Source organism: Pararhizobium sp. IMCC3301, assembly GCF_030758315.1.
Taxonomy (GTDB): domain Bacteria; phylum Pseudomonadota; class Alphaproteobacteria; order Rhizobiales.
This window is the reverse complement of sequence record NZ_CP132336.1, coordinates 565,324-590,237: the sequence shown is the minus strand read 5'-3', so window position 1 is coordinate 590,237 and position 24,914 is coordinate 565,324. Positions and strand designations below refer to the sequence as shown.

Here is a 24,914-nt window from a genome sequence, read left to right as displayed (position 1 = left end):
CCGGGCGGATCACCCTGAAATGCGTTGATTACCGTCGACGCCACCAGCCGCTGCGCTTTGGCGCTGCCACTTCAGGCGGTTCGGGAGCCAGTTCAACTGCCGGTACGGCGGTACTTTCCACCACCAGTTCGACCGCGTCTTCGATCGGCAGATCCGCACCAGGCTGGGCCTCAGTCGGCGCGTCTGTTTCGGCGGCTTTTATCGGCTCGCTGCCGGCTGCTACCAGTTGCTCTTCTTCAACGACCGGTTCTTCAGCAACAAAATCCGCAGTCACGGTTTCGGCTGCCAAAGCCGGCGTGCTGTCAGCATCAGGCTGAGGTGCATCAGACTTTTTGGCTCTGGGCTTGCGGGCGCGGCGCGGTTTAGGCTTTTTCGCATCGGCGTTTTCGTCGTCAGCCTCCGGTGCAGGAACTTCGGTTGCGGCCAGATCTTCAGAGCTTTCCGCGTCTGGCTCTCCGCCATCCGCGCCAGATGTCTCACTGGTGTTGCCTGACTCTTCTGAAGCGGCTTCTGCGTTGTCTTCGCCGTCATTGCGTTTGCGCCGGTTGCGCCGTCCACCGCGTTTTCCGCGCCGACGTTTTCTGGGCTGGCCATCATTATCTTCACTGTCGTCGGTATCATCCTCTTCAGCATCGCTGGATTCAGATGTTTCGCTCGCAGCGTCTGCGGCAGCATCTGTTGCCGGGTCCTGTGCTGCCGTCTGATCCGTGTTGCCGCCGCGTTTGCGCCGCCGCCGCCGCCGCTTGCGCTTCGGTTCATCGTCCTGTTCCGGCACATCAGCTTCGGCTTCTACTTCGTCTTCTGCCTCAGCTTCGGCCAGGTCCTCATCCTCTTCAACCGGTTCAATACTGTCGACGCTGACCAGCGCTGCACGTGCCGCTGAGGCTGAGCGGCCTTCTGAACGTTCGCCTTTTTCCAGATTGAAACCCTGCATGGTGACGCTGCTGTCGGCATCAACGGTGATCTGAACTCCGTATCGAACTTCCAGTTCGGTGAGATGCGCCCGTTTCTGGTTCAGTATATACAAGGCGACCTCGGCTCTGACCCGGACCGATACATTGTTGCTGGAATGTTTGGCCAGATGGTCTTCCAGGCCGCGTAGCACCTGCAGTGAAATGGACGCAGGAGAGCGCACGTAACCAGTGCCCTCGCAATGCTCACACACGACCGTTGTGCTCTCCAGAACACCGGTTCTGATACGCTGCCGCGACATTTCCATCAGGCCAAAAGGCGATATGCGTCCAACCTGAATGCGCGCCCGGTCGGATTTCAGACAGTCTTTCAGCTTGCGTTCGACAGAATTGTTGTTGCGGCGCTCATCCATATCGATGAAATCGATCACAATCAGTCCGGCGAGATCGCGCAGACGCAATTGCCGCGCCACTTCTTCAGCAGCTTCCAGATTGGTCTGAACCGCTGTGTCTTCAATATTGTGTTCGCGGGTCGATTTACCCGAGTTGACATCAACCGAAACCAGAGCTTCAGTGGGATTGATAACCAGGTAGCCGCCAGATTTCAGCGTTACCTGGGGGGAGAACATGGCGTCCAGCTGCGGTTCAATGCCAAACGCCGTGAACAGGGATTTTTCTTCCCGGTATGGCTTCACATTCTTGGCATGGCTCGGCATCAGCATTTTCATGAAGTCTTTTGCTTCACGATAGCCGGCTTCCCCGGCGACCTGGATTTCATCAATGTCTTTGCTGTACAGATCACGAATCGAGCGTTTGACCAGACTGCCTTCTTCATAGACCAGACACGGCGCACTGGATTGCAGTGTCAACGTGCGTACATTTTCCCACAACCGCAGAAGATATTCAAAATCCCGTTTGATTTCGGGTTTGGTGCGATTGGCCCCCGCCGTGCGCAAAATCACGCCCATACCCGGTGCAACCTCCAGAGAATTGGCGACCGATTTAAGCCGCTTGCGATCAGCTGGATTGGTGATCTTGCGGGAAATTCCACCGCCGCGGGCCGTGTTCGGCATCAGCACCGAATAACGGCCTGCGAGCGACAGGTAGGTCGTCATAGCCGCGCCTTTGTTGCCGCGCTCTTCTTTGACGACCTGGACCAGAAGGACCTGACGCCGTTTGATGACTTCCTGAATCTTGTACTGGCGGCGGCGCGGGCGTCGCCGTTCCGGAACCTCTTCCATCGCATCTTCTGCACCGACGGATTCTACGCTCGGAGAATCATCGCCGTCATCGGATTTGCCGGTGTTGTCGTCATCCTCGTCGGCTGGATGATTGCGTCTGCCCCGGCTGCCGGAGCCAGTGGATTCTGCCTTTGTATGGGAATCAGTCTCGCTATCATCAGATGCGTCGCCAGCGGCGTTTTCGGCCGCGGTTTTTTCAATATCTGAGTCGCTGCTTTCCTTGGCTTCAATTTCGTCGGCAGCTTCTTCTTCAAGAAGCGCCTGCCGGTCAGCAATCGGAATTTGATAATAGTCGGGATGAATCTCGCTGAATGCCAGAAATCCATGACGATTTCCGCCGTAATCGACGAAGGCCGCCTGTAATGACGGCTCGACCCGGGTTACTTTTGCGAGATAGATGTTCCCTCTTAACTGAACTCTATTTGCAGCTTCAAAGTCGAACTCTTCGACCCTGTTGCCCTTGACGACTGCCACACGGGTTTCTTCCGGGTGGGAGGCATCGATAAGCATTTTATTTGCCATTGATTTTTTTCTCCACAGGCCAGTTGCCGGGCGCGGTGCAGGGCGCAAAGACGCGTTCCAACTGCGGGCACGGCATAGCCTGGTGTTTTGCTTGTAATGCGAAAAATACGTTCAGGAGAGGGCAGGGCGGCGATCAACGCGATGCGCGACTGGGTAATTACCCGGACGCTGATGGCCAGAATATCTAGAATTCTGGAGCATGGTGCTTCGCAAGCCGTATCTGCGGTTTTTAGTCTCACCCGAAACGGAACCTTCAATTTTTTTTAAAACCCGAACACAATCTGTCCGAGCAGGGGGCGGGCGCCACAGTTCAAAAATAACAGTGTCTGCATTCCGGAAAAATGCGCGGCCATACTGGCGTTGCGTTTTGGCTGATATCGACCTGAGGTCGATTGCCTTGCCGGTGCGCATCCACAATGAGATTATGCGTGCCCTGTTACCTTAATAGGTTTGACAGTGAATTTAAGCAAGCGCCTGTTTGATAATTCGCTGTCTTTTGATATGGCTGTGCTGCAGACTTTTTTGGGCGTTGAAATGATCAAGTTCGGTTTTGGCTGCAAACAGGGATTGTCAAACTGCTTTGCTGCAGGCAGGCACTTCCGAAAAGTTTTCGCAGCATTGCGATACAGACACTGATTGCGACCCGTCCGGTTGCATGAGAGGTGTCAAAATTCGGGATCCGGCGGACGCGGAATGGGGATAATCTTCAGCCGCAGTGTGATCGCCACACCATGATCTTGCGATCTGTTTTGCGTATCAATCTCGCCCTGTCGACGCGCCGGCGCAAGGCTGGTTTCCGGTGCCGATGCTGCTTTTGAGGATTGCCGGCCAGGAGTGACAAAGACAAATTTAACCGTATTCGGTGATAGTTCCAGTTCTCGTCCCGCTTTCATATGAGCTTGGCCCGTATTGCCGGAAACCATTACCGCAGGATAGACATACACGAATGACACCGAACCGCATCCTTTCTTCACGCAGATGGAATTTGCTGTCCCGGCTTTGCCCTGCCGTGCTGTTGCTGTCACTGGCGGTGCTTTGGCCGCTTGATCAAATTTCCGCCCAGGAAGGCGAAGAGCCGATCCGCACATTGGATGCACGTGCAGCGGGAAATTCGGATCGCACAAGATTCGTCATTGATCTGGAGAAATCCGTTGAGTTTGCGGCATTCACGCTGGCTGATCCTTATCGGGTGGTGATTGATGTTCCCGAACTTGATTTCTCGGAAATGAGCGAAAACAGCCGCGAGGGGCGGGGACTGGTCGGTACTTTCCGGTTCGGCCTGATTGCCAAAGGCAAGTCACGCATGGTGCTGGACCTGACACAGCCGGTGAATATCGATGAATCATTTGTTCTGGCCCCCCTTGAGGGGCAACCGGCACGCCTGGTGTTCGATCTCGTGCCGGCAAGCCGCGCGGAATTTCTGGATGGTGTGGGTAAACTCAAATCTGTCGGTAGTCTTTCAAACCGGACGCCGGCTGCATCCGTTCCAAAGCTGCCCGGGCGCGGCAAAACAGTGATTGTGCTCGATCCCGGTCATGGCGGCATTGATGATGGTGCCGTCGGATCAAGTGGCGTCAGGGAAAAGGATCTGGTCCTGCAATTTACCAAGGATGTCCGTGAAGCGCTCAAGGAAAATCCGAACTTCGAGGTGCTGATGACACGGGAAGACGACACCTTTATCTCTCTGGATGAACGGGTCGAATTTGCCCGCAAAAAGGGTGCGCAATTGATGGTGTCATTTCATGCCGATACGGTTACGCAGGCCTATGTCCGTGGTGCCACAGTCTATACGCTGGACGAAACCGCTTCTGATGAAGTTGCCAGGCTGCTCGCCGACAAGGAAAACCGGTCCGATACAATCGCCGGCGTTGAGCTGGCCGACAAACCCGATGAAGTGGCGGACATTCTTATTGATCTGGCGCGCCGCGAGACAAAGAATTTGTCGATTGCTTTTGCAAGACGGCTGCTGGGGGACGTCAAACCAGTCCTGAAACTCAACAAGAACCCGCGCAGATCGGCTGATTTTCGTGTTCTGACCGCCCCCGATGTGCCGTCGGTTCTTGTCGAATTGGGCTATTTGTCCAATACCGGTGATGCAAAACTGCTGGGTTCTGCGTCATGGCGCGAGAAAGTGGCGGGTCAAATCGCCGTTTCAATTGAATCGTTTTTCCTGCGGGTGTCCGGAAGAGCTGGATAGAAATATCTGCACGAGCCTGCACCTGCCTTCGCGCCCGCGTCATAATTGATCCGGGCGCGATTATGGCTGTCGCTCGCGCACTGGCAGAAGCAAGCAATAATCGCGGAATTGCGCTTTGTTGGTCCGAAATTTACGTCCGGGGGACACAGATTTGTAATAAATCTGCCACACACCGGGAAAAAGGCAGGCAATTCCCCGAAACTACCCAATTTCGCCCAAATTGGTTGAAAAGACCTATATGTCCTTTCGGATTAAGATTCGTTAGGGAATACACTGACATGGCCAGGTTTTACGTGTGGCCGTGACAGTGATCAGGTCCTGAAAGAGACAGGTTCGGGAGATCGTCTTGAACTGCTTGACGGACTGGAAACAAGGATTACGCGTGAGATGAATGGCGCAGGCAACCGCCGTGGCAAGAAGGCGAAGCGATCAATGTTTGTAAGGATTTTCGGCTTTCTGTTCGCTTTTGGAACAGTGGCAGCGCTCAGTGTCGGCGGCGTCGCTGCCTATTTTCTGACGCAGTATGCGGAAGAACTGCCGGATTATGAAGTGCTGAGCGCTTATGAGCCGCCGGTCATGACGCGCGTCCATGCCGCTGACGGTATTCTGATTGCCGAATATGCCAAAGAGCGGCGATTGTACCTGCCTGCCGCGACCATACCGGATCTTCTCAAGGCGGCCTTTCTGAGCGCCGAGGACAAAAACTTTTATCGCCACCAGGGTGTCGATTATGTCGGTATTGCGACCGCGATGGCGCGTAATCTTCAGGGCATAGGCAGTGGCCGGCGCTTTGCCGGTGCATCGACCATCACTCAGCAGGTTGCGAAGAACTTTCTGCTGTCCAGCGAGCGCACGATGACCCGAAAGGTCAAGGAAGCGATGCTCGCACTGCGCATCGAACAGGCTTATACCAAAGACAAGATTCTGGAATTGTATCTCAACGAGATTTACCTTGGGCTTGGCTCCTATGGCGTTGCCGCGGCCTCGCTGAATTATTTTGATAAATCCGTCCACGAACTCACTTTGGAGGAGGCCGCCTATCTTGCCGCGCTCCCCAAGGGTCCGAACAATTATCACCCTTTCCGCGAAACCGAAGCTGCGATTGAGCGGCGGAACTATGTTCTGGAGCGGATGCAGGTCAACGGATACATCACTGTTGAACAGTCGGACGCGGCCCGGGCGCTGCCACTGCGGGTAAGACTTCGCGAATATGGCGGTCAAACATTTGCGGCCGATTTTTTCGCTGAGGAAGTCCGCCGTAAATTGTTGGAGATTTATGGCGAGGAAAAGCTGTATGGCGGTGGCCTGTCAGTTCGCACCACGCTCGATCCTGAAACACAGGTCCAGGCTCGCGCGGCAATGCAGAATGGTCTGATCAAATTTGACGAGGCGCGTGGATGGCGTGGCCCGAAGGCCAAAGTTGAACTGACAGCGGCGAGTGACTGGGGCAAACTTGTCGGCGAAATCGAGCCGATGTCCGATGTTCCCGAATGGCCTCTGGCTGTTGTGCTTGACGTCAATGCCGAGCAGGCGACGCTTGGCATCCGTCCGGATTCCATTCGCTCGCGTGGCCTGTCAGATGAACGCAAAACCGGTGTTCTGCCATTGGAATATGTTAAATGGGCCAAATGGTCTGTTGGTGAACGCAAGGGCCGGGCGGTCAAAGGCGTTTCCGATGTGGTGTCAGTGGGCGACGTGATTTTTGTTGAACAGGTTGCCGATACCGATGCCACTTACCGATTGCGCCAGGTTCCGGAAATTAATGGCGCCATGGTTGTTATGGACCCGCATACCGGTCGGGTGAAGGCTCTGGTCGGGGGATTTTCGTTTGACGCCAGCGAATTCAACCGTGCGACACAGGCCAACCGTCAGCCCGGCTCTTCTTTCAAGCCCATTGTCTATGCGACAGCCCTGGACAATGGCTATACGCCTTCTTCAGTGGTTATGGACGCACCGATTGAAATTTCATCCGGCGGCAAGATCTGGAAACCTCAGAACTATGGCCGCAATTATCTGGGTCCTTCGACGTTGCGGACGGGCATAGAACGCTCGCGCAATGTGATGACGGTGCGCCTGGCGCAGGATATGGGAATGCCATTGATTGCAGAATATGCGCGGCGTTTTGGGGTCTACGATAATCTTCAGCCGGTTCTGTCGATGGCTTTGGGTGCCGGTGAAACAACAGCGATGCGCATGGCCAGTGCTTTCAGCGTATTTGCCAATGGCGGCCGGAAAATCGAGCCGACGCTAATCGACCGAATTCAGGACCGTTTCGGCAAGACGATTTTTCGGCACGATCAGCGGGTCTGCGAAGGCTGCGAAGCAACGTCGTGGGCCGGGCAGGAAGAGCCGGTTCTTATAGATGAGCGCATGCAGGTGCTGGATCCCATGACCGCCTATCAGGTCACCTCGATGCTGGAAGGTGTTGTGCAGCGTGGCACGGCTACGGTGGTCCGCGAAGTCGGCAAGCCGATTGCCGGTAAGACGGGGACCACGAATGATGAAAAAGACGCGTGGTTCGTCGGATTTTCGCCTGATCTGGTTGCGGCTGTCTATGTCGGTTACGACAATCCCCGGCCAATGGGCCGTGGTGCCACTGGCGGTCAATTGGCAGCTCCCATCTTCAAAGACTTTATGATGGAGGCTCTGGCGGATACGCCGGCTGTGCCATTCCGCCTTCCCCAGGGCCTGACGCTGATTCCGATTGACCGAAAAACCGGTCTGAGAGCCAGTGGCGAAAGTGAAGGGGTCATCATGGAGGCCTTCAAGCCCGGCACTGGGCCTCCCGACGATTATTCGGTGATCGGTTATTCTGATGGTTTCAACCAACCTTTGACGGTTGCACCTGAATCTGACCGGGCGGTGATTTCCGGCACCGGCGGTCTTTATTAGCTGCTTTGGCTGGCAGCATGCCGGCCCGTAGCAATTGAAGCCTTGAACAAAGCGCGTGGGTCATGCATAAGCCCACGCGCTTAAATTTTTTGTTCCTTCGCGAAATCCGGAGATCTGCCAATGCGGGCCGAGACGCAGCAAATTGTTGATGACATCGAGCAGGCACTCACCCTGCTAAGGAGGCATCTTTGACTGGGACAATGCACGCATTCGCCTTGCCGAACTGAATGCGCTTGTGGAAGATCCCAAGCTTTGGGACGACGCCACGCAGGCACAGAAAATCATGCGTGAGCGGCAAAATCTGGATGACCAGATCACCGGCATTGCCAGTCTGCAAACGGCTCTTGCCGATAATGTGGAGCTGATTGAGCTGGGTGAGGCCGATGGCGATGACGACATTGTCACGGATGCGGAAGCCGCAATTTCAGAGCTCAGTTCCAAGGTCAGGGAACAGCAGATCCGCGCCATGCTTTCCGGGGAAGTGGACGGCAATGACACCTATGTGGAAATTCATTCCGGAGCCGGTGGAACAGAGAGCCAGGACTGGGCCTCCATGCTGCTGCGGATGTATACACGATGGGGCGGGCGAGAGGGACGCAAGGTCGAGATTATCGAAGAGCAGGACGGCGAAGAGGCAGGCATCAAGTCTGCGACGATACTCGTCAAAGGCGCTGATTCCTATGGCTGGCTGAAAACCGAGTCGGGGGTGCATCGTCTGGTTCGGATTTCACCTTTTGACAGCAATGCCCGGCGCCATACCAGTTTTGCCAGCGTCTGGGTCTATCCTGTGATTGATGATTCCATTGAAATAGATATTCCGGATTCAGAAGTTCGCATCGATACATATCGCGCCTCAGGGGCTGGCGGCCAGCACGTCAATACCACCGATTCCGCGGTGAGGATTACTCATCTGCCATCCGGGGTCGTGGTGCAGTGTCAGAATGATCGCTCGCAGCATAAAAACAAGGCCACGGCTTGGAGCATGCTGCGCTCGCGTCTCTATGAAGAAGAGCTGAAAAAACGTGAGGAAGCCGCGATGGAAGAGGCCTCTTCAAAATCCACGGTCGGCTGGGGCCATCAAATTCGTTCCTACGTGCTTCAGCCCTATCAATTGGTCAAAGATCTGCGCACATCCATGGAGAGCACAGATCCGCAAAAAGTTCTGGACGGCGGCATTGATCCGTTTCTCGAGGCGTCTCTGGCACAACGCATCGAGGGCGGTGCTTCTGCGGATGTGGATGACATCGAATAAGCGGCGGACTTGCTACCCTCCGCCGACTGTTTCCGGCATTTCAACCGTCAGATAATTCAGGTTGCGATCACCAGTCAGGGGTCACAGGTGCGGGACCTGTTTTCCGGCGTCCATGAAAGTCTGCGGATTGCGCACCTTTCCCTGGTTCCGTACTTCATAATGAAGATGAGGGCCGGTGCTGCGTCCGGTGCTGCCGACTTCGGCAATTATGTCGCCACGTTTGACTGATTGTCCGGCTTTCACAAGGGTTTTGCTGAGATGACCAAAACGTGTCGTCAACCCGTTGGCATGGCGCAGTTCAACAATGATGCCATATCCACCTGAACGGCCCGCCTTCAATACCTGACCATCTGCCGTTGCCATCACCGGCGTGCCGGTCGGCGCACGGTAGTCAATGCCTGAATGAAACGAAGCACTCTTGCGGAACGGGTCAATTCTGCGTCCGAAATTACTCGATCTGTTGAGTGTTTTCAGTGGTTTGGAAATCGGCAAAGACACTGACAGTTCACGCAAACGGGAAATACCCTTCAGTTGAGTGTCAATCCGTTTGGACGCCGCATCAAGGGCTTCTTCATCGAAGTCTGCTGGCAGGAAGGGGCCACCCACATCCTTTGTTTCTGATGGCAATTTCAGTTCAACCGGCAAGCCGGACAAAGCTGCCCGATAGGCTTCATGCTCATCAGATATTGCTGTCGCCACGGCCTGTACCGAAACAACATTCAGCTCTTCCATCGCGTCCAGGTCAGATTGGAACTGTTCAATGGTGTTGAACGGGTCGACCAGACTGGAATGGCGCTCAAAGTCTTCAAAAGTCTCGGGCATGGCATCGAGACCATCATCCAGAAGTATTTCAGAGCCGCCGACTGCGCTCTCGTCTCCACCCAATGACAAACCGCTGTCTGCAAGCAGAGACGCGCTGCCCGGCTTGATAACCGGAGTGGGAGTTGAAACGCTGGCCACGCGGATACCCATTTTCCGGGCATTGTCGAGAACTGCTGCCACGCGCGCCTGTTTTGAAGCGTAGCGGTTCTGGCGCTCGGCCAGTCCAGCCAGTTCACTGGCCAGGCGCAGACGTTCATCTGCAGACTGGTCGCGAATGGATTCCATGACAGTCTGAAAGCGTTGGAATTTTGCTTCATAGGCCTGACGCAACTCGATTTCCTGTGTCGCATTGCGCGCCAGAAGATCGTCACGCTTGAACAGATATAAACCCGCGCCAACATTAAAAAATGCCAACAGGAGCAGAGCTGTCAGCACGCTGGTCAGGACCCAGGGGTGAACCGCGAGGACAATGGTTTTCTGACCGAAACTCAGGATTATGCGTTTTGCATGTCTCTGATCTGTCGGGCGGATTTTACGCTTGTCTACATTTTTCGACATTTTTACCACTCATACGCAATACAACTAAGTGTTATTACACATGATTAAGGTTAACGCCGGCTTTCCAAAAGTAAAATAACCCGTTAACGCCAGCCCTGAGCAATCCTGACAGTGACGTGCCGCCGGGTGCCTGCGACGGCTCTCACCGGCCCGTCAAGCAAGCGCAGCCGCGCTTAATCCCGGGATTGTTTGAATGCATGTGCTCCGCTCACAGCGCCCTGGCGGCAGCGAGAACCTCGTCAACATGGCCGGGAACTTTCACTTTTCGCCAAGCTCTGACGATGGTGCCGTCCTTGTCGATCAGGAATGTGGACCGTTCGACGCCCATATATTTCCGACCATACATGCTTTTTTCGACCCAAACGCCATAAGCGGACAGCGCGGTTTTCTCCTCATCTGATGCCAGCGTGATAGTCAGATTGTGTTTGGCAATGAATTTATCATGCCTTTTGACTGAATCCGGCGACATCCCGATGATGGTGACGTTGAGGCTGTCAAACTCAGCTTTTTGTTGAGAAAAGTCGGTGGCCTCTTTGGTGCAGCCGGAAGTGTCGTCCTTTGGATAGAAAAACAACACCAGAGCTTTGCCGCGTTGAGCCGATAGCGTAACATTACCATCGCCATTTGCCGGAAGCGAAAAATCCGGTGCGATGTCGCCTTGCTGGACTGTCATGAACTGCCTTTCTTTGGTCTTGATTAGATGCAAATTAAATTTGCTGGATATTGAATCTGACGCGGTCTAGGAAGAAATTCTGTCTGCCCTGCCGGTTTGAATCAGTGACTTCATATATGTCGGATTTTAGCTTCCAACCTGCGGATGGGCTCCTTAGAGACAAGGTCAAGAATGCGTCCTCGATTCGTCATCAGACTGTTGCAGATCTATTAGCTGTTCATGACCCTGGACCACGAAATAGACGGGAATCATTCTGACGCTGACTCATCTGCGCCTGGCGATCATGGTAGTGTGCCACAGAGGGATTTGCCACAGCAGGGGGAGAAATTTCCAGCGCAGCAGCAATCTCCCGGTCCGAACCAACCGGCGCGCAGGAAGTTCTGGCGCCGCAAGCTCTTTTTCATTCCCACTATTTTGCTCTCAGTCCTGTTGCTTGCAGTTGCTGCGGTTTATTTCCAGTTGTCCAGAGAAGCGTTTTCTGCGCAGCGGCTGACTGATCATGTGACACAAAGTGTTGAAGCTGCTCTGCCTGAAGATGTGGCATTCAATTTCAAGGATGTGTCTGTTTCGATCGATCCTCTGCGCGGTTTGGTGGCTCACATCACGCAGCCGCGCTTGAAGGATCGCGATTCCCGGGTTTCGCTGGCCGCCAACAACCTGTCCTTCGGGTTGCAACTGACCGGCCTGGCACGCGGCAAGATACGCATCCGCGACATAGAAATCGATCAGCTCTCGGTGTCTGTACACCTGACCAGCGAAGCGCAGCGCTCGCTACGACTGTTGAATCTGTCGGCTAATGCGTCCGGACGGCCGAAACTGTCGACGCCACTGGCGCGGGTGGGAAATGGCCTGGCGCAGTTTCACCAAGCGGCGCAACGGGTGATCGATGTAGCGGCGGAGCGCGGCCTGGAACGGATTACCATTCTCGATGGGTCCGTTGCCGTGACAGTTCAGGGCAGCGAGCAGCGCGACTATTGGAACATAAGTTCGACGCTGGCCATTCAGCCGACGAACAACAGACTTTCAGTGCGGGCATCGGGAATTGGCCGCGGTGGTGCCTGGCGTTTTGAAGGCAGCGCCAAGCCGGTGAAAGATGGCCGCGGCAATGAAATCAAACTGGCGCTGAATGACATAATTCTTCCGGAAATCATGCCTGCGTTTGGTCGCGAGAATTTTTCCATCCGCAGTGATGCGCCGGTGACACTTACGATGCGCTCCAAATATGTCGGCGACAACGATGTTCCAACAGCAGCGTTCAAAGCTGTGATTGGCAGTTCCTACGTAAATATTGGCAATAGGGATGTCGCTCTTCTCGACAGGGGAATTATCTCGCTGATCTGGTCCCCGGAACTGAATGCGGTGAGCGTTGAGGAAGCCAGCCTGAAATTTGGCGATACGATTCTGCCGTTTGCCGGATTTGTGAAACCGTCAGAAAACAACCCGTTGAGCGAGCTTGACATTCGTCTGGTCGCGCGGGAAGCCGTTCTTGCTCCCCGGGACGTGCTCAATATGCCGCCGCTGCCAGTGGAACTCATTGGCATCAACGGCCGGTTTGATGTCCCGAGCCAGTATCTTACCCTCGATACGATAGAATTTCGAACCAAGCTCACCCGGATTATCGGATCGGCAAATGTTGACTTTCAATCCCGGTTTCCCTCCGTGGCGGGTGCGTTTTCCTCCACTGCCATTCCCGCCCGCGAGTTCAAGCAGATTTGGCCGCCAACGCTGGCTGGCGGGGCGCGGCGATGGTTCATTCGCAATGTCAAAGAGGGGATCATTGATGGTGCGGAAATTTCCCTTGCGATTCCGGAAGGCCTGATGGGAAACCGCGATCCGGAAAAAGTGTTTCCTCAGGGCGCATTTGAAGGAAGCATCGACTTTTCCCGTGCCCGTATCAGAACATTCGGGAAGCTGCCCGACCTCAGCGCCCGCAGCGGACGCGTGGGCTTTGACGCCTTCGGCCTGACGATCTCTGTAGAACAGGGCAGCGCTGCCGCGCCGTCCGGTAAAACCGTGGATATTCCGTCAGCCATATTCAGACTGCCTGTGCTTGGTCCGCGCAACCCTGAAGCCCAGGTCACGGTATCGATGACGGGTGACGCGCGCGTTATGGCGGAAATTTCCAACCTTGATCCGCTGGGGTTCATGCGCAAGCGCGGGTTGCCTCCCAGCTCTATCAGTGGCAGCGCGGTAGCGGAAGTGACGTCAAATTTCATACTTGACCAGAAAATTGATCCTGAAGATGTACGCACCATTGCGACTGTCCGACTGACGGACTTTTCAAGCACTGCGCCTATCCAGGGCCGCATGATTTCCAACGGGGATGTCGTTGTTGAGAGTAATGCCGATGGCACTGTGGTGCGCGGCAATGCCGAGCTTGATGGAATTGCTGCGGATGTCGATCTGTTCCTGCCGAATGGCGACAGCAGCGGTATGCGGACAGATATCAGACTGGTTCTGAATGACAGTCAGAGGAAAAAACTGGGAATTGACCTGAGCGAAATTCTGACCGGACCTACTCCAGTGGCGGTGGGCGAAGTGGATGCAAAGGGCCGACGTGCAGTATCGGTGGATCTGACACGAGCGCGATTGTCACTGGCGGCGCTCGGATGGAGCAAGGGTTCCGGGGTTCCAGGCAAGCTTGATTTTCTGATGCAGGATACAAGTGGCGGCCAACATCTGGAGAATATCAGACTGACCGGGGACGGTTTCTCGGCGTCAGGAGATGCCACCATCAGTTCGGCACGAGGGCTTGAGCGGCTTGACCTGCGAGATGTATCTCTGCGCCGAGGCGACAAAGTCGCCGTCGATGTCAGCCGAACTGCAAAAAATTCTTATCGTATCGCTATTAATGGTGAGCAAATCGATGCCCGGGGCCTTATCATGGTCCTGAAAAAAGATGCCAACAGCGGCACCGGCGGCGACAAAACCAGCTACGTGATTGACGGTAATGTGCGCTCTCTGACCGGATTTGGTGGACAATTTATCAAGGATGCCAAATTCTCGCTGCGCACCGATGGCGGTGTCCCCTCGTCACTCCAATTCTCCGGTTCACAGGGTGGCAATGCGCCGGTGAATGCCACCATTGAAGGCGGCAACGGCTCCTCCTGGCTGAGCCTGAATACGCGAAATGGTGGCAGTCTGATCAGTTTTCTGGATATCTCCAGCAATGTGAAAGGTGGCACGCTCACGCTGTCGGCCTCCCTCGGCAGGGGCGATCTGGCTACTGTGGGGCAGTTGGTGCTCGCCAAATTCCGGGTTGGTGGCAGTCAGAGCCTGGAGCAACTGGCAAAGAGTATTCCGGGTCAAAACGGCAGAGCAGCGGCCGCGCCGACTGTGCGCAGCTTCGAAGAAGCAAGCATGAATTTCAACTTGCGCAATGGCCGCCTTGTTATGGACGACGCCCAAATCCGTGGTCCCGCTATGGGAGTCACCCTGAATGGCAGCATTGATCTGAAAGCGTCAGAGTTGCGCCTTAACGGCGTTTACGTGCCTGCATACGGGCTCAACAACGCGTTTTCGCGTATTCCAATCGTTGGAACCATTATGGGCGGGCGGCGCGATCAGGGCCTGTTGGGCGTCACCTTCAGGGTATCAGGAAATATGAGCAGCCCGCTGCTGACGGTCAATCCGATCTCCGCCATTGCGCCGGGTATTTTCAGACGCATTTTTGAATACCGCTAAATTGGTTTCAAAAGCACGTGTTTCTTTTTGCCCAGAGATAGTTTGATGACACCATCGCCGGTCAGATTCTGCGGGCCGATGGTGCCGCGCTCATCGACAAAGGCACTATCGTTGACCTTCACCGCACCGCCTTTGACATGGCGCCGCGCCTCGCTGTTCGACGCCGCCAGCCCTGCTGTGACGAGGGCCGACAGAATGCCCAGATCCGTCAGATCTTCGGAGGCCATTTCGACAGTTGGCAGATCTGCGGAAATCGCGCCTTCCTCGAATGTCTGGCGGGCGGTCTCCCGGGCTTTTTCCGCTGCTTCACGGCCGTGCAGCAGGGCGGTGATTTCTGTCGCCAGAATTTTCTTGGCCTCGTTCCGCTCGCCGCCTTCAAGTGCGGCCAGCTTTGCCACCTCATCCAGTGGCAGGATGGTGTAAAGCTTGAGGAAGCGTTCTACATCGTCATCTTCAGTGTTGCGCCAGTATTGCCAGAAATCATACGGGCTGAGCAATTGCGGATCGAGCCAGACCGCTCCATTGGCCGACTTACCCATTTTTGCTCCGGAAGATGTCGTCAGCAACGGTGTCGTCAGCGCATAAAGCTGCGGCGTATCCAGACGGTGGCCAAGATCAATGCCGTTGATGATGTTGCCCCACTGGTCCGACCCGCCCATTTGCAGGCGGCAGTCGAACCGCTTGCTCAATTCGACAAAATCATAGGCCTGCAGAATCATGTAGTTGAATTCCAGAAATGACAGCGATTGCTCGCGCTCCAGCCGCTGTTTGACACTGTCAAAGGCCAGCATCCGGTTGACTGAAAAATGCACACCGACATCGCGCAGGAATTCCAGATAGTTGAGCTTTAGAAGCCAGTCGGCGTTGTTCGCCATAATCGCGCCCGTCGGGCTGTCATCATATCTGATATAGGCTGAAAAGCTTTTCTTGATGGCTTCGACATTGCTGTTGATGATGTCCGGTGTCATCAGCTTGCGCGCTTCGTCCTTGAAGGACGGATCACCGACCATGCCGGTGCCGCCGCCCATCAGCGTGACAGGGCGATGTCCGGTCTGCTGCAGCCAGTGCAGCATCATGATCTGGATGAGACTGCCGGCATGAAGGGAGCTGGCGGTCGGATCGAAACCGATATAGGCCGTCACCACCTGCTTGCTGAACAGCGCATCCAGCCCTTCCAAATCTGAAATCTGGTGGACAAAGCCGCGTTCAATCATGACGCGCAGGAAGTCAGACTTGACTTGAGAGAGGCTGACGGACATGGGACAAGCTCTTGAATAGGTGTTTTTCGATTAGGCTGCGGCGCTGTCCTAACAGCGATTTTCGGAAAATGCATCCCAAAACAGGGTTTATGCATGAACAAGTCCTACACCATTGCCGGAACCATGAGCGGAACATCACTCGACGGCGTCGACATAGCCGTGCTGATCACAGATGGCGAGACGCAGCTTATTCCCGGCGCCACCAGTTTCACAGCCTACAGCGATGCGCAGCGCGGCGTGCTTCAGGCCGCTTTCGATGCGGGAGCCAGGATTCTTGAGCGGACAGAGCGTAGTGGCGTCATCGCAGAGGCGGAGCAGATCGTCACGGATGTTCACATCCGCGCTCTGAAACAACAGATCGAGGCCTCGGACATGACCATTGATCATGTCGGATTTCACGGTCAGACAATCTTTCACGATCCTGGCCGCAAACTGACTGTGCAGATCGGTGATGCGCAGCGCATCGCCGATGAACTGGGGGTCCCTGTGATTTATGATCTGCGCCAGAATGATGTGGCGCATGGCGGCGAAGGTGCGCCGCTGGCCCCGGTATTTCACGCAGCGCTGGTCGAAGCACTTGGCGCGGCAAAACCGGCAATATTTCTGAATATCGGCGGGGTTGCGAATGTCAGCTATATTGGTGCTGACGGTGAATTGCTGGCCTTTGATACCGGTCCCGGCAACGCCTTGCTGGATGATTTCATGCAAGCGGAATTCGGTGTGCGGATGGATGAAGATGGCAAGGTGGCCGGGCGCGGCGAAGTTGTTGAGGATGTGCTGGACGGTCTGATGGCGCATCGCTTTTTTGAGCGCAGGCCACCGAAATCTCTGGATCGCAGGGAATTTCATGAATTCGCTTTGTCCTGTGTCGCGGGCCACAGTGCCGAGGATTGCATGGCGACATTGACGGCATTTACCGTGGCGGCCATCAGCGCAGCGGGGCGCTGGTATCCGGACCAGGCGAAATCCATGATCGTGTCAGGGGGCGGTGTAAAGAACCCTATGATGATGCGTCTTCTGACGGCTTCGGCAATGCTCAAACCGCAGATTGCTTCCGATCTGGGCTGGGACGATGTGTTTATCGAAGCGAATGCCTTTGCCTATCTTGCGGCGCGGCATTTACGCAATCTTCCGATCTCGTTTCCCGGCACTACTTCTGTTGCCAAACCTTTGACCGGCGGGGAAATTGCCTATCCCCGCACCGTTTGAGCCAAGGAAAAGCCATGCTTTCTCTGGACAAGATGCGTGGCGCCCATTAGATAGCAGCACTTATATTTCCTTCAGCGCGGATGACCGACGCTGACATGCACGGCCGAAACGGATTGTCCGCAAGGATGTGCACGAAACCAATGTTCCGAAAGTTTTATCATGACAGAGTTCCAAGGCATCGTCCCGGCGCTTGCCCAGGCGCTGAGCAAGCGCGGCTATAGCGAATTGACGCCGGTTCAAAGTGCGGTTCTGGAGCCGCATGTGAACGGTGCCGATATGCTGGTTTCGGCGCAAACCGGGTCGGGCAAAACTGTCGCCTTTGGCCTTGCCCTTGCTCCGACATTGATGGAGGGTGCCGAGCGCTTTGAACGAGCTTCTGCTCCGCTGGCGCTGGCCGTGGCCCCGACCCGCGAACTGGCCTTGCAGGTGAAGCGCGAACTGGAATGGCTGTATGGCGAAACCGGAGCCATCATCGCGTCCTGCGTCGGTGGCATGGATATGCGCACCGAGCGCCGGACACTGGCGAAGGGTGCGCATATCGTTGTTGGCACACCAGGGCGGTTGCGCGACCACATCACCCGGAAATCGCTGGATACCACGCAGTTGAAAGCGGTGGTGCTGGATGAGGCTGATGAAATGCTGGATCTGGGGTTCCGGGAAGATCTGGAATTCATTCTTGAAACCACTCCGGCGGAACGCCAGACATTGATGTTTTCTGCAACCGTTCCGCGGATGATTGCCAATCTGGCGAAGAAATATCAGCGCGATGCGGTCCGCGTATCGACGTCCGAGGAAAAGAAGCAGCACGTCGATATTGAATATCGCGCACTGGTGGTGGCTCATAATGAGAAAGAAAATGCCATCATCAACATTCTGCGTTTCTATGAAGCGAAGAATGCGCTGGTGTTCTGCAATACACGGGCCACTGTCAATCACATGACAGCGCGGCTGAACAATCGCGGCTTCTCCGTCGTCGCACTGTCAGGTGAATTGAGCCAGAATGAACGCACCCACGCCTTGCAGGCAATGCGCGATGGCCGTGCCCGGGTGTGTGTGGCGACTGATGTTGCCGCGCGCGGCATCGATCTGCCAAATCTGGACCTGGTGATCCACGCTGATCTGCCGACCAACCCGGAAATCCTGTTGCACCGCAGCGGCCGGACCGGCCGGGCAGGGCGCAAGGGTGTCAGTGCGCTGATTGTGCCAAAGAATGGCCGCAAACGGGCCGAGCGCCTGCTCGGCAGTGGTCGGCTGACCGCTGCCTGGGCACAGCCGCCATCGGCCGATGAGGTTATGCGCCGTGACGATGAACGGCTTCTGGCTGATCCGGCATTGAGCGAACCGGTGCAGGAAGAGGAACAGGCCTTTGCGCGGGAACTGGTTGAGCTTCATGGAGCGGAACAGATTGCCGCGGCCTTTGTCCGGCTTTACCGCGCCGGCCGCTCGGCACCGGAGGAACTTCAGGAAGTCTCTACCGCTGAACCGGCGAAGAAACAGTTTGAGGAGTTTGGCGCAAGTGTCTGGCTGTCCCTGTCGGTCGGATACCGGCAGAATGCCGAACCGCGCTGGCTAATTCCAGTGTTGTGTGAAGGCGGCGGGATTACCAACAAGCAGATCGGTGCCATCAAGATCAAGGATGACGAGACGTTTGTGCAACTTGACGCTGCCCATGCGGACAGCTTCATGGCTGCTATCGGGCCTGACAAGATGCTGGACCGCAAAGACAGGAAGGTGACGGTCACACGGCTCGATGGTGTGCCGGCAATGATCGACGCGCCACGCAGCAGATCGAAACCCGGCAAGTCATTCGGTGATCGCAAAAAACCGTCCGGTGATCGCGATCGGCAACCGTCTTCCGGGTCAAAACACGAGCGCTCCAGCCGCCCGGAATACAGCAAAAAGCCGGATGCTTTCAAAAAGCGGGCGTTTCCCGATCGAGACAAGACAGCGCCGTCGGGTTCAGACGATCAGCCCCGTGCAACTGCGCCTTATTCCAAAAAACCAAAATTTGAGAAAGACCGCTCGCAGAACTCTGACCGTCCGCGGACTGACAGGCCTGCATACAAGGCTGACAGGAAGAATACGGAAGACAGGCCGAAGCGCCCATTTGCGAAAAAACCCGGATTTTCGCCGCTCGACACTGGCCCGATTGCTAAATCCGACTATGAACCGGCCGCGGACAAAACCGCAGCCGCCGCAGGCAAGCCTGTCTTCACGAAGCGGGGCAAGCCGGTTGAACGGGTTGAACGCTCAGCTGCTGCGGGCGACCAGGCTGAACGCATCGGCGGCAAGCCAAGATACGGCAAGAACAAGAAAGCCGGCAAGCCAGCGGGTGGTAAGGCGGCAGGCGGTAATGCCCGGCCCGGCAAACCCAGCGATGCGACGCGGGCCGGAATGGCACCGATCAAACGGCGCAAACCAAAGCCGGGCGCTTGAATTCTAAGAGCCGGACTCGAAATTCTACGTCAGGTAGCAGTATTTTGCGATGTGCCGACTAGCAATACGGGTATGGGCGATAAGCGCCCATGCTGTGGCACTTGCAATGTTTTTTCTGATCGTTTGCCAATTGTCTATATCGACCAAGCCATGCGAATATACGCTCCAGCACCCAACGCTGCGGCAGCATTTCGAACCTGGTTGCGGCATCGGGGCCGCATGGCGATCTGGAGCGTTCAGTCTCCATGCAGCTTCATAGCCTGGCATATCCTGGGTTCTGCATAGCCACCATCAAGCAAAGATGTGGCGCAGCCAGGGATGAGAATTGCCAATGAAGGTCGACTTTGGGGATCAAAGCCTACTGACACCGCGGTTTCCCCATATACAATTGGGTAGTCATCACTTCGCGCAGATTTGTTGTCCATGCTGGTCAGAATGGGGTGATTGCCATCACACGCGCATCGAAGCAAATATTCTTGTAAATCTGGCGTGAACCATAGAATATTTTAAGTAATAATCAATTAAATATGCGCATCATCGCCATATTCTTACTAAAAACGCGCAACTCGAAATTTATTTTGATCTGTTTAAAATATATTAAATATTAAATATGTTTAAAATTTGAAATCATATCAAACAGATCTTTTGAAGCTTGGCTTGATTGTTGCTCTGACCTGTGCAGGTAGTATGTAACGTCTGGAAGCGGCGGCAGCCCGCTTTGCTCGTCCAGTGTTTTACTTCCCATAAAAAAGGCACTTTTCGTCCTTGCGGTAATGCCAATTTCAGCAGCTACTGCGAGCCGTACGCCGCTCATCGAAGAAGACGTCACTTTTTCTATGTATGTTTGTCCGCTTAAATCCAGCGCCGACAACGCAATACGCCTGAACATGCTGGGTTCGTCGGAAAGGACGAGGGGTAGCGGATCATTGGGATTATATTTCCAGTTCTCTGCCGCAATCCAGTGAACAGACATGTTCAACAGTGCTATGCTTTCATAATTTCTGGAGCGCCGGGTACTGAGGCTCAAATCCAGTTCACCGTTTTCCAGCATTTGCATCAGCTTGGGGCTTCTATCAATGTGGACTACTACGCGAACAGTGGTCCAAAGTTCACTGAATTCTTTCAATATTTTCAGCAACAGTTCTTCCGCAATTTCCTGCGGTGCACCAATTCGGATAACACCACTATTTTGATTGCGCGCTGAAGCAGATACGGCTTGGTTACAAAGAGACACGATTTCGTGGCTATGGCGCAAAAGCGTGCGGCCTGCTTCGGTCAATTCCCGATGTCTGCCTTTTGCAGCAAATAGTTGGGTCCCTATGACCAGTTCAAGATTTCGCATTTGTTGAGTGATGGCGGACTGCGTTCGGCCAACACGCCTCGCGGCTGCGCTGAAGCTACCTTCTTCGTCTATTGCGATCAGGCTTTTTAGCTGGCTGATTTGTATCTCTGGGCTCATAACATTCCAACATTAGAAAATCTAATAAATAATGCAAAAATATTAATTATACAAATAGAATATTGCTTCATATTCTTTGCATAGTGCATCGAAAAATAAATTTGATGTCATATCCCCAAAGGCTTCGAGGAGGAAAGAATGAGAATTTTCAAGTCCCTGACACTAGCATTTTCGCTTTTAATGGCCGGTAGCGTTGTTGCTTCTGCCCAGGCTGATGACTACCCGACGAAAACAATTGATCTGGTGGTGCCATTTGATCCAGGTGGATCAGTCGACACGACTTCGCGCATCATTGCCGAAACGGCAAACACAATCCTGGAAGGTTCCAAGGTAAACGTTGTGAACCGCGCCGGCGGCGGCGGTGTGGTGGGCCAGACATCGGTTGCCAACGCAGAACCGGACGGTTATTCGGTTCTCGCCATGACAAGCTCGGTAGTGACCAATCCCCAAATGAAGGGCGCGAGCTACAGTGTTAAAGACTTCAAGCTGGTTGCTCTCTACAACCTTGATCCAGAAGTGATTGTTGTTCCCGCAACTTCGCCCATCAAGTCAGCAAAAGATTTCATGAAGGCTGCGAAAGAGAAAAAGCTGAACATCGTTATTGCTGGTGTTGGTACATCTCACCATATGTCTGGTCTGGCTATTGAGCGCGTTTCAGACGTGAGCTTCAACTACCTTCCAACCAAAGGATTTGGTGCCCAGGTTCAAGCTATTGCGGGTGGCCATGCAGATGCTGCGCTTTGGCCGTTGGGGGAAGCAACCGCTCAGGCTGCCAATGGAAGTGTCCGTATTTTGACCGTTGCCTCTGAAGAGCGAGTAGCAGATTTCCCGGATGTGCCAACGTTCCAGGAAGCCGGTATTGATATTCCGATTTGGGCAACATTCCGAGGCTGGGCTGTCCCGAAGGATACGCCGGACTCGGTCGTTGCTACCCTTTCTGAGCTGATGAAGAAGACATATGAAACACCTGCCTATGTTGAGAAAATGAAAAGCGCTGGCTACGTTGCGACATATCGCGATGCCGAAGGTTTTCAGTTCGTGGTTGATAATTACTCCAAGCTTACCTCGGTAATTATTGACGAAGCTGGGTTAGGTAAAAAGTAGCTACAATTTTCCACACTATAATCATCGGCCCGCTGGAAATTGCGGGCCGATACAGAATATATAAAAGGGAGGGGAATTTGTGAGTTCGTTGAAGCCACCTATTACCCAAGCGGTATACTCGAATAGCGATTTCTGGACTGGAGCCGTAATATTCGTAACCGGCTTTATTGCTGCTTGGATGGCAAGCGGTTTTGATGATCTGTCGCGCCCTTATCCACTATCCCTCGGAATTATTCTTGCAATTCTTGGATTGTTATTAAGCATCAAGGCGGTCATTGGCACGTCTGATAGAGTCTCCTTCATTCTTTCACTTCAATCGGCTGTGCCATCCGTCATAATTATCGTCTCTTGGATTACGGCAATTTCAACCGGTTTAGGCTACCTCATCCCAACCTTCCTGATGCAAGCCGCTTTCATGATTTTGTGTGGTATGCGTGATGCTAAGAAAATCACTCTATTTGCCGCTCTGGTCAGTACAGTAAGTTATACTGTTTTCATGGTGTTGCTTGGTGTCCGAATTCCGACGCCAGTGGCATCCTGGATCTTGTGAGATAACGGCAATGGAGTTTATTTCACTCGGGTTTCAGACCCTGTTCTCGCTACCTGTTGCAATGATGCTGGTATTGGGCGTCTTCGTAGGAATGATCGTAGGTTCAATTCCTGGAATTAACGACAATATTGCGTTCGCCGTCTTCATTCCCTTTTCGTTCTCCATGCCGCCAGAACAGGCTCTTGCGCTTATGGTTGGCGTTTATTGTGCCGCTGCGACAGGTGGAGCGATACCTGCTATAATGATTAAAGTACCTGGTACTGCATCATCATTACTCACTGCGGTTGATGGTAATGCCATGGCTCGAAGCGGAATGGCCGGCAAGGCGCTTTCCATTGCGCTGACGTCTTCTGTCGTTGGTGGCATTCTAAGTTCTTTCGTACTACTTCTATTTGCTCCTTCACTTGCAAAAGTTGCTCTTAAATTCGGTTATATTGAGAACTTTGCGCTCGCTATTCTGGGTCTTTCCAGCGTTGTTGGTCTTCTCAAGGGTGCGGTTATCAAAGGAGCAATAGCGGCTGTCATCGGTCTCCTGGTCTCGAATGTGGGGTTTAGCCCGCTCACAGGGTACCCGCGTTACACATTCGATAATGTAAACCTGATTGAAGGTATTCCATTTGTACCGCTACTTGTGGGTCTGTTCGGCATTGCTGCGATGCTGGAGCTTTTAACCGACATCATCAAAGATCGGAAAATGTCGGTCAAACTGACAAATATGCCCGTTATTGGTTCACTTTTATTACCGCGAAAACTGATACGCCGTCTGTTGCCCGTTTGGGGTATGAGTGCCGTGATTGGCAATCTTATCGGGATGTTACCGGGTGCCGGTATGCTGATGGCTATTTTTCTTGCCTATGACCAAGCAGCACGCCGCTTCCGTCGTCTGTTTGAAGGTAAGGAAGATGAAGCGGCTTGGGGCGAAGGTGCTCCGGAGGGCATCGCTGCACCGGAAGCCGCCAATAATGCTGTGACCGCAAGTTCCATGGTGCCGCTTCTGTCTCTTGGTATCCCGGGTAATTCCACATCGGCATTGTTTATTGGTGCACTTGCCATTCATGGCATGGTGCCGGGACCGCTTTTATTCACACAACACGGCAATATCGCGTGGATGATTATTGTAGCATTCCTGATTGCAAATCTGGTTATGTGGCCAGTTGCTTTCATCGTAATTCGCACTGTTTCTAAAACCATTTTTGCCATCCCTAAAGAAATTATGGTTGGCGTCATTGCCATGCTTTGTCTGATGGGAGCGTATTCCGATGGCACCAACATATTTAATATGTGGGTTGCTGTCACAGCTGGCGTTGTTGCCTATGCAATGCGAATTGCCGGCTTACCGCTTGGCCCTGCGATTCTGGGCCTGGTTCTCGGACCCCAGCTGGAGTCATCGCTTGCCAACTCACTAACCATTTCACAGGGAAACTGGTTGGTTTTTTTAGATCCAGTCAATCATCCAATCAGCGCTGCCATGATGTTTGTTTCAGCAGCACTTTGGATCTTACCAGTCATCATGAGCCGGCGTGCCGGCAACGAAAATTCATAAGGAGATTTTAGAATGGAAACCATACAGACACGAGAAGAGCTGGCGCAATCTCTACTGGATAAGACGCGTGGAATTTTGGCACAGAGGCCTGTCGATCGGGCGATGCTGAAAGAGATAGAGGGCGTCGTTACCGAGCTTTCTGATCAAACCCATTTGTGGGGAAACGATGACTTTCCAGAGCCTGCAGCTGATGAGCAACAGAACCGTTATCTGATTGCTCAAGATCGGGGAATCGGTCTTTCGCTCTATCTAAACGTCATGCGCCCGGGAAAGAAAATCCCTCCGCATAATCATACCACTTGGGCATGCATTGGCGCAGTGGAAGGCGCGGAAATTAATACTCTGTATGAGCGTATTGATGACCGGTCGGTTGAAGGCAAAGCAAAGTTGAAGGAATTGGAGATCGTCGAGTTAAAGCCTGGCAACGCACTGGCAATGATGGCCAACGATATTCATAGCGTCGAGATTTGTGGAGACGACATAATACGCCATTTGCATTTCTATGGGCAGCCGCTGGAAAGCCTGGAGAACCGGATCATGTATGACCTTGAAAATGGCAGCTGTAAAACAATGGGCATTGGCGTCAAAACTAAATAACGAGA

General features: G+C 54.0%; 15 protein-coding genes and 1 pseudogene. 10 read left to right on the top strand and 6 right to left on the bottom strand.

What is annotated here, in order from left to right; genetic code table 11:
- Nucleotides 1–28 precede the first annotated feature (28 nt).
- Together RAL88_RS02630 and RAL88_RS02625 are read right to left on the bottom strand one after the other, a co-directional pair.
- A complete protein-coding gene (locus tag RAL88_RS02630) occupies nt 29–2,674 on the bottom strand; it encodes a ribonuclease E/G (protein ID WP_306267094.1) in 2,646 nt (881 codons plus the stop codon).
- Nucleotides 2,675–3,339: 665 nt separating this feature from the next.
- Nucleotides 3,340–3,627 (bottom strand): hypothetical protein, encoded by a 288-nt coding sequence (locus RAL88_RS02625; RefSeq protein WP_306267093.1) that lies wholly within the window; start codon nt 3,625–3,627, stop codon nt 3,340–3,342.
- Between RAL88_RS02625 and RAL88_RS02620 the strand changes: the two genes are divergently transcribed.
- The 3 genes from RAL88_RS02620 to prfB all read left to right on the top strand — a co-directional run bounded on the left by RAL88_RS02620 (nt 3,621) and on the right by prfB (nt 9,015).
- Complete coding sequence (locus RAL88_RS02620) at nt 3,621–4,871, top strand: N-acetylmuramoyl-L-alanine amidase (RefSeq protein WP_306267092.1); 1,251 nt, start codon at nt 3,621–3,623, stop codon at nt 4,869–4,871. The genes RAL88_RS02625 and RAL88_RS02620 overlap by 7 nt on opposite strands.
- A 432-nt stretch (nt 4,872–5,303) precedes the next feature.
- Nucleotides 5,304–7,763 carry a penicillin-binding protein 1A gene (locus RAL88_RS02615; RefSeq protein ID WP_306267091.1) on the top strand — a complete coding sequence of 820 codons (2,460 nt, stop codon included), beginning with the start codon at nt 5,304–5,306 and terminating at the stop codon, nt 7,761–7,763.
- Between the two features lie 120 nt (nt 7,764–7,883).
- Nucleotides 7,884–9,015 (top strand): peptide chain release factor 2 gene (gene prfB, locus RAL88_RS02610; protein WP_306267089.1). Its coding sequence is split into 2 segments (ribosomal slippage): nt 7,884–7,952 and nt 7,954–9,015, totalling 1,131 coding nucleotides; the frame shifts between segments, so codons are not numbered across the junction.
- Nucleotides 9,016–9,096: 81 nt separating this feature from the next.
- Here prfB and RAL88_RS02605 read toward each other — a convergent pair.
- On the bottom strand, nt 9,097–10,395 hold the full coding sequence (locus RAL88_RS02605; RefSeq protein WP_306267087.1) for a M23 family metallopeptidase: 1,299 nt from the start codon (nt 10,393–10,395) through the stop codon (nt 9,097–9,099).
- Between the two features lie 208 nt (nt 10,396–10,603).
- Nucleotides 10,604–11,068, bottom strand: coding sequence for a peroxiredoxin (locus RAL88_RS02600; protein ID WP_306267086.1), 465 nt, complete (start codon nt 11,066–11,068; stop codon nt 10,604–10,606).
- Between the two features lie 501 nt (nt 11,069–11,569).
- Here RAL88_RS02600 and RAL88_RS02595 point away from each other — a divergent pair.
- Entirely contained in the window at nt 11,570–14,752 is a 3,183-nt protein-coding gene (locus RAL88_RS02595; protein ID WP_306267085.1) for an AsmA-like C-terminal domain-containing protein, read from the top strand.
- Here RAL88_RS02595 and tyrS read toward each other — a convergent pair.
- The gene (gene tyrS / locus RAL88_RS02590; RefSeq protein WP_306267084.1) at nt 14,749–16,011 is read right to left on the bottom strand and encodes a tyrosine--tRNA ligase; all 1,263 of its coding nucleotides are present in this window, start codon (nt 16,009–16,011) and stop codon (nt 14,749–14,751) included. The two genes, RAL88_RS02595 and tyrS, sit on opposite strands and share 4 nt — an antisense overlap.
- 93 nt (nt 16,012–16,104) lie before the next feature.
- Between tyrS and RAL88_RS02585 the strand changes: the two genes are divergently transcribed.
- Together RAL88_RS02585 and RAL88_RS02580 are read left to right on the top strand one after the other, a co-directional pair.
- On the top strand, nt 16,105–17,220 hold the full coding sequence (locus tag RAL88_RS02585) for an anhydro-N-acetylmuramic acid kinase (RefSeq protein ID WP_306267083.1): 1,116 nt from the start codon (nt 16,105–16,107) through the stop codon (nt 17,218–17,220).
- Between the two features lie 159 nt (nt 17,221–17,379).
- Nucleotides 17,380–19,344, top strand: a pseudogene (locus RAL88_RS02580) (DEAD/DEAH box helicase); the annotation flags it as partial.
- Between the two features lie 916 nt (nt 19,345–20,260).
- On the opposite strand, the gene RAL88_RS02570 reads toward RAL88_RS02580, so the two are convergent.
- The gene (locus RAL88_RS02570) at nt 20,261–21,115 is read right to left on the bottom strand and encodes a LysR substrate-binding domain-containing protein (protein ID WP_306267082.1); all 855 of its coding nucleotides are present in this window, start codon (nt 21,113–21,115) and stop codon (nt 20,261–20,263) included.
- A 138-nt stretch (nt 21,116–21,253) separates the two neighbouring features.
- Here RAL88_RS02570 and RAL88_RS02565 point away from each other — a divergent pair, with 138 nt between their 5' ends.
- The 4 genes from RAL88_RS02565 (at nt 21,254) to RAL88_RS02550 (ending at nt 24,909) form a co-directional block, all read left to right on the top strand.
- Nucleotides 21,254–22,219 (top strand): tripartite tricarboxylate transporter substrate binding protein, encoded by a 966-nt coding sequence (locus RAL88_RS02565; protein ID WP_306267081.1) that lies wholly within the window; start codon nt 21,254–21,256, stop codon nt 22,217–22,219.
- Between the two features lie 79 nt (nt 22,220–22,298).
- Nucleotides 22,299–22,769, top strand: a complete 471-nt coding sequence (locus tag RAL88_RS02560; RefSeq protein ID WP_306267080.1) for a tripartite tricarboxylate transporter TctB family protein — start codon at nt 22,299–22,301, stop codon at nt 22,767–22,769.
- Nucleotides 22,770–22,779: 10 nt separating this feature from the next.
- A complete protein-coding gene (locus RAL88_RS02555; RefSeq protein WP_306267079.1) occupies nt 22,780–24,312 on the top strand; it encodes a tripartite tricarboxylate transporter permease in 1,533 nt (510 codons plus the stop codon).
- Nucleotides 24,313–24,324: 12 nt separating this feature from the next.
- Nucleotides 24,325–24,909 carry a cysteine dioxygenase family protein gene (locus RAL88_RS02550; protein WP_306267078.1) on the top strand — a complete coding sequence of 195 codons (585 nt, stop codon included), beginning with the start codon at nt 24,325–24,327 and terminating at the stop codon, nt 24,907–24,909.
- The last annotated feature ends 5 nt before the right edge of the window (nt 24,910–24,914 follow it).

Excerpts from the sequence above, each read along its gene's own strand:
- RAL88_RS02615 (WP_306267091.1), top strand. The coding sequence starts at position 5,304 with ATGTTTGTAAGGATTTTCGGCTTTCTGTTCGCTTTTGGAACAGTGGCA.
- RAL88_RS02570 (WP_306267082.1), bottom strand. The coding sequence starts at position 21,115 with ATGAGCCCAGAGATACAAATCAGCCAGCTAAAAAGCCTGATCGCAATA.
- RAL88_RS02605 (WP_306267087.1), bottom strand. The coding sequence starts at position 10,395 with ATGTCGAAAAATGTAGACAAGCGTAAAATCCGCCCGACAGATCAGAGA.
- RAL88_RS02630 (WP_306267094.1), bottom strand. The coding sequence starts at position 2,674 with ATGGCAAATAAAATGCTTATCGATGCCTCCCACCCGGAAGAAACCCGT.
- RAL88_RS02620 (WP_306267092.1), top strand. The coding sequence starts at position 3,621 with ATGACACCGAACCGCATCCTTTCTTCACGCAGATGGAATTTGCTGTCC.
- RAL88_RS02600 (WP_306267086.1), bottom strand. The coding sequence starts at position 11,068 with ATGACAGTCCAGCAAGGCGACATCGCACCGGATTTTTCGCTTCCGGCA.
- RAL88_RS02565 (WP_306267081.1), top strand. The coding sequence starts at position 21,254 with ATGAGAATTTTCAAGTCCCTGACACTAGCATTTTCGCTTTTAATGGCC.
- tyrS (WP_306267084.1), bottom strand. The coding sequence starts at position 16,011 with ATGTCCGTCAGCCTCTCTCAAGTCAAGTCTGACTTCCTGCGCGTCATG.
- RAL88_RS02550 (WP_306267078.1), top strand. The coding sequence starts at position 24,325 with ATGGAAACCATACAGACACGAGAAGAGCTGGCGCAATCTCTACTGGAT.
- RAL88_RS02585 (WP_306267083.1), top strand. The coding sequence starts at position 16,105 with ATGAACAAGTCCTACACCATTGCCGGAACCATGAGCGGAACATCACTC.
- RAL88_RS02555 (WP_306267079.1), top strand. The coding sequence starts at position 22,780 with ATGGAGTTTATTTCACTCGGGTTTCAGACCCTGTTCTCGCTACCTGTT.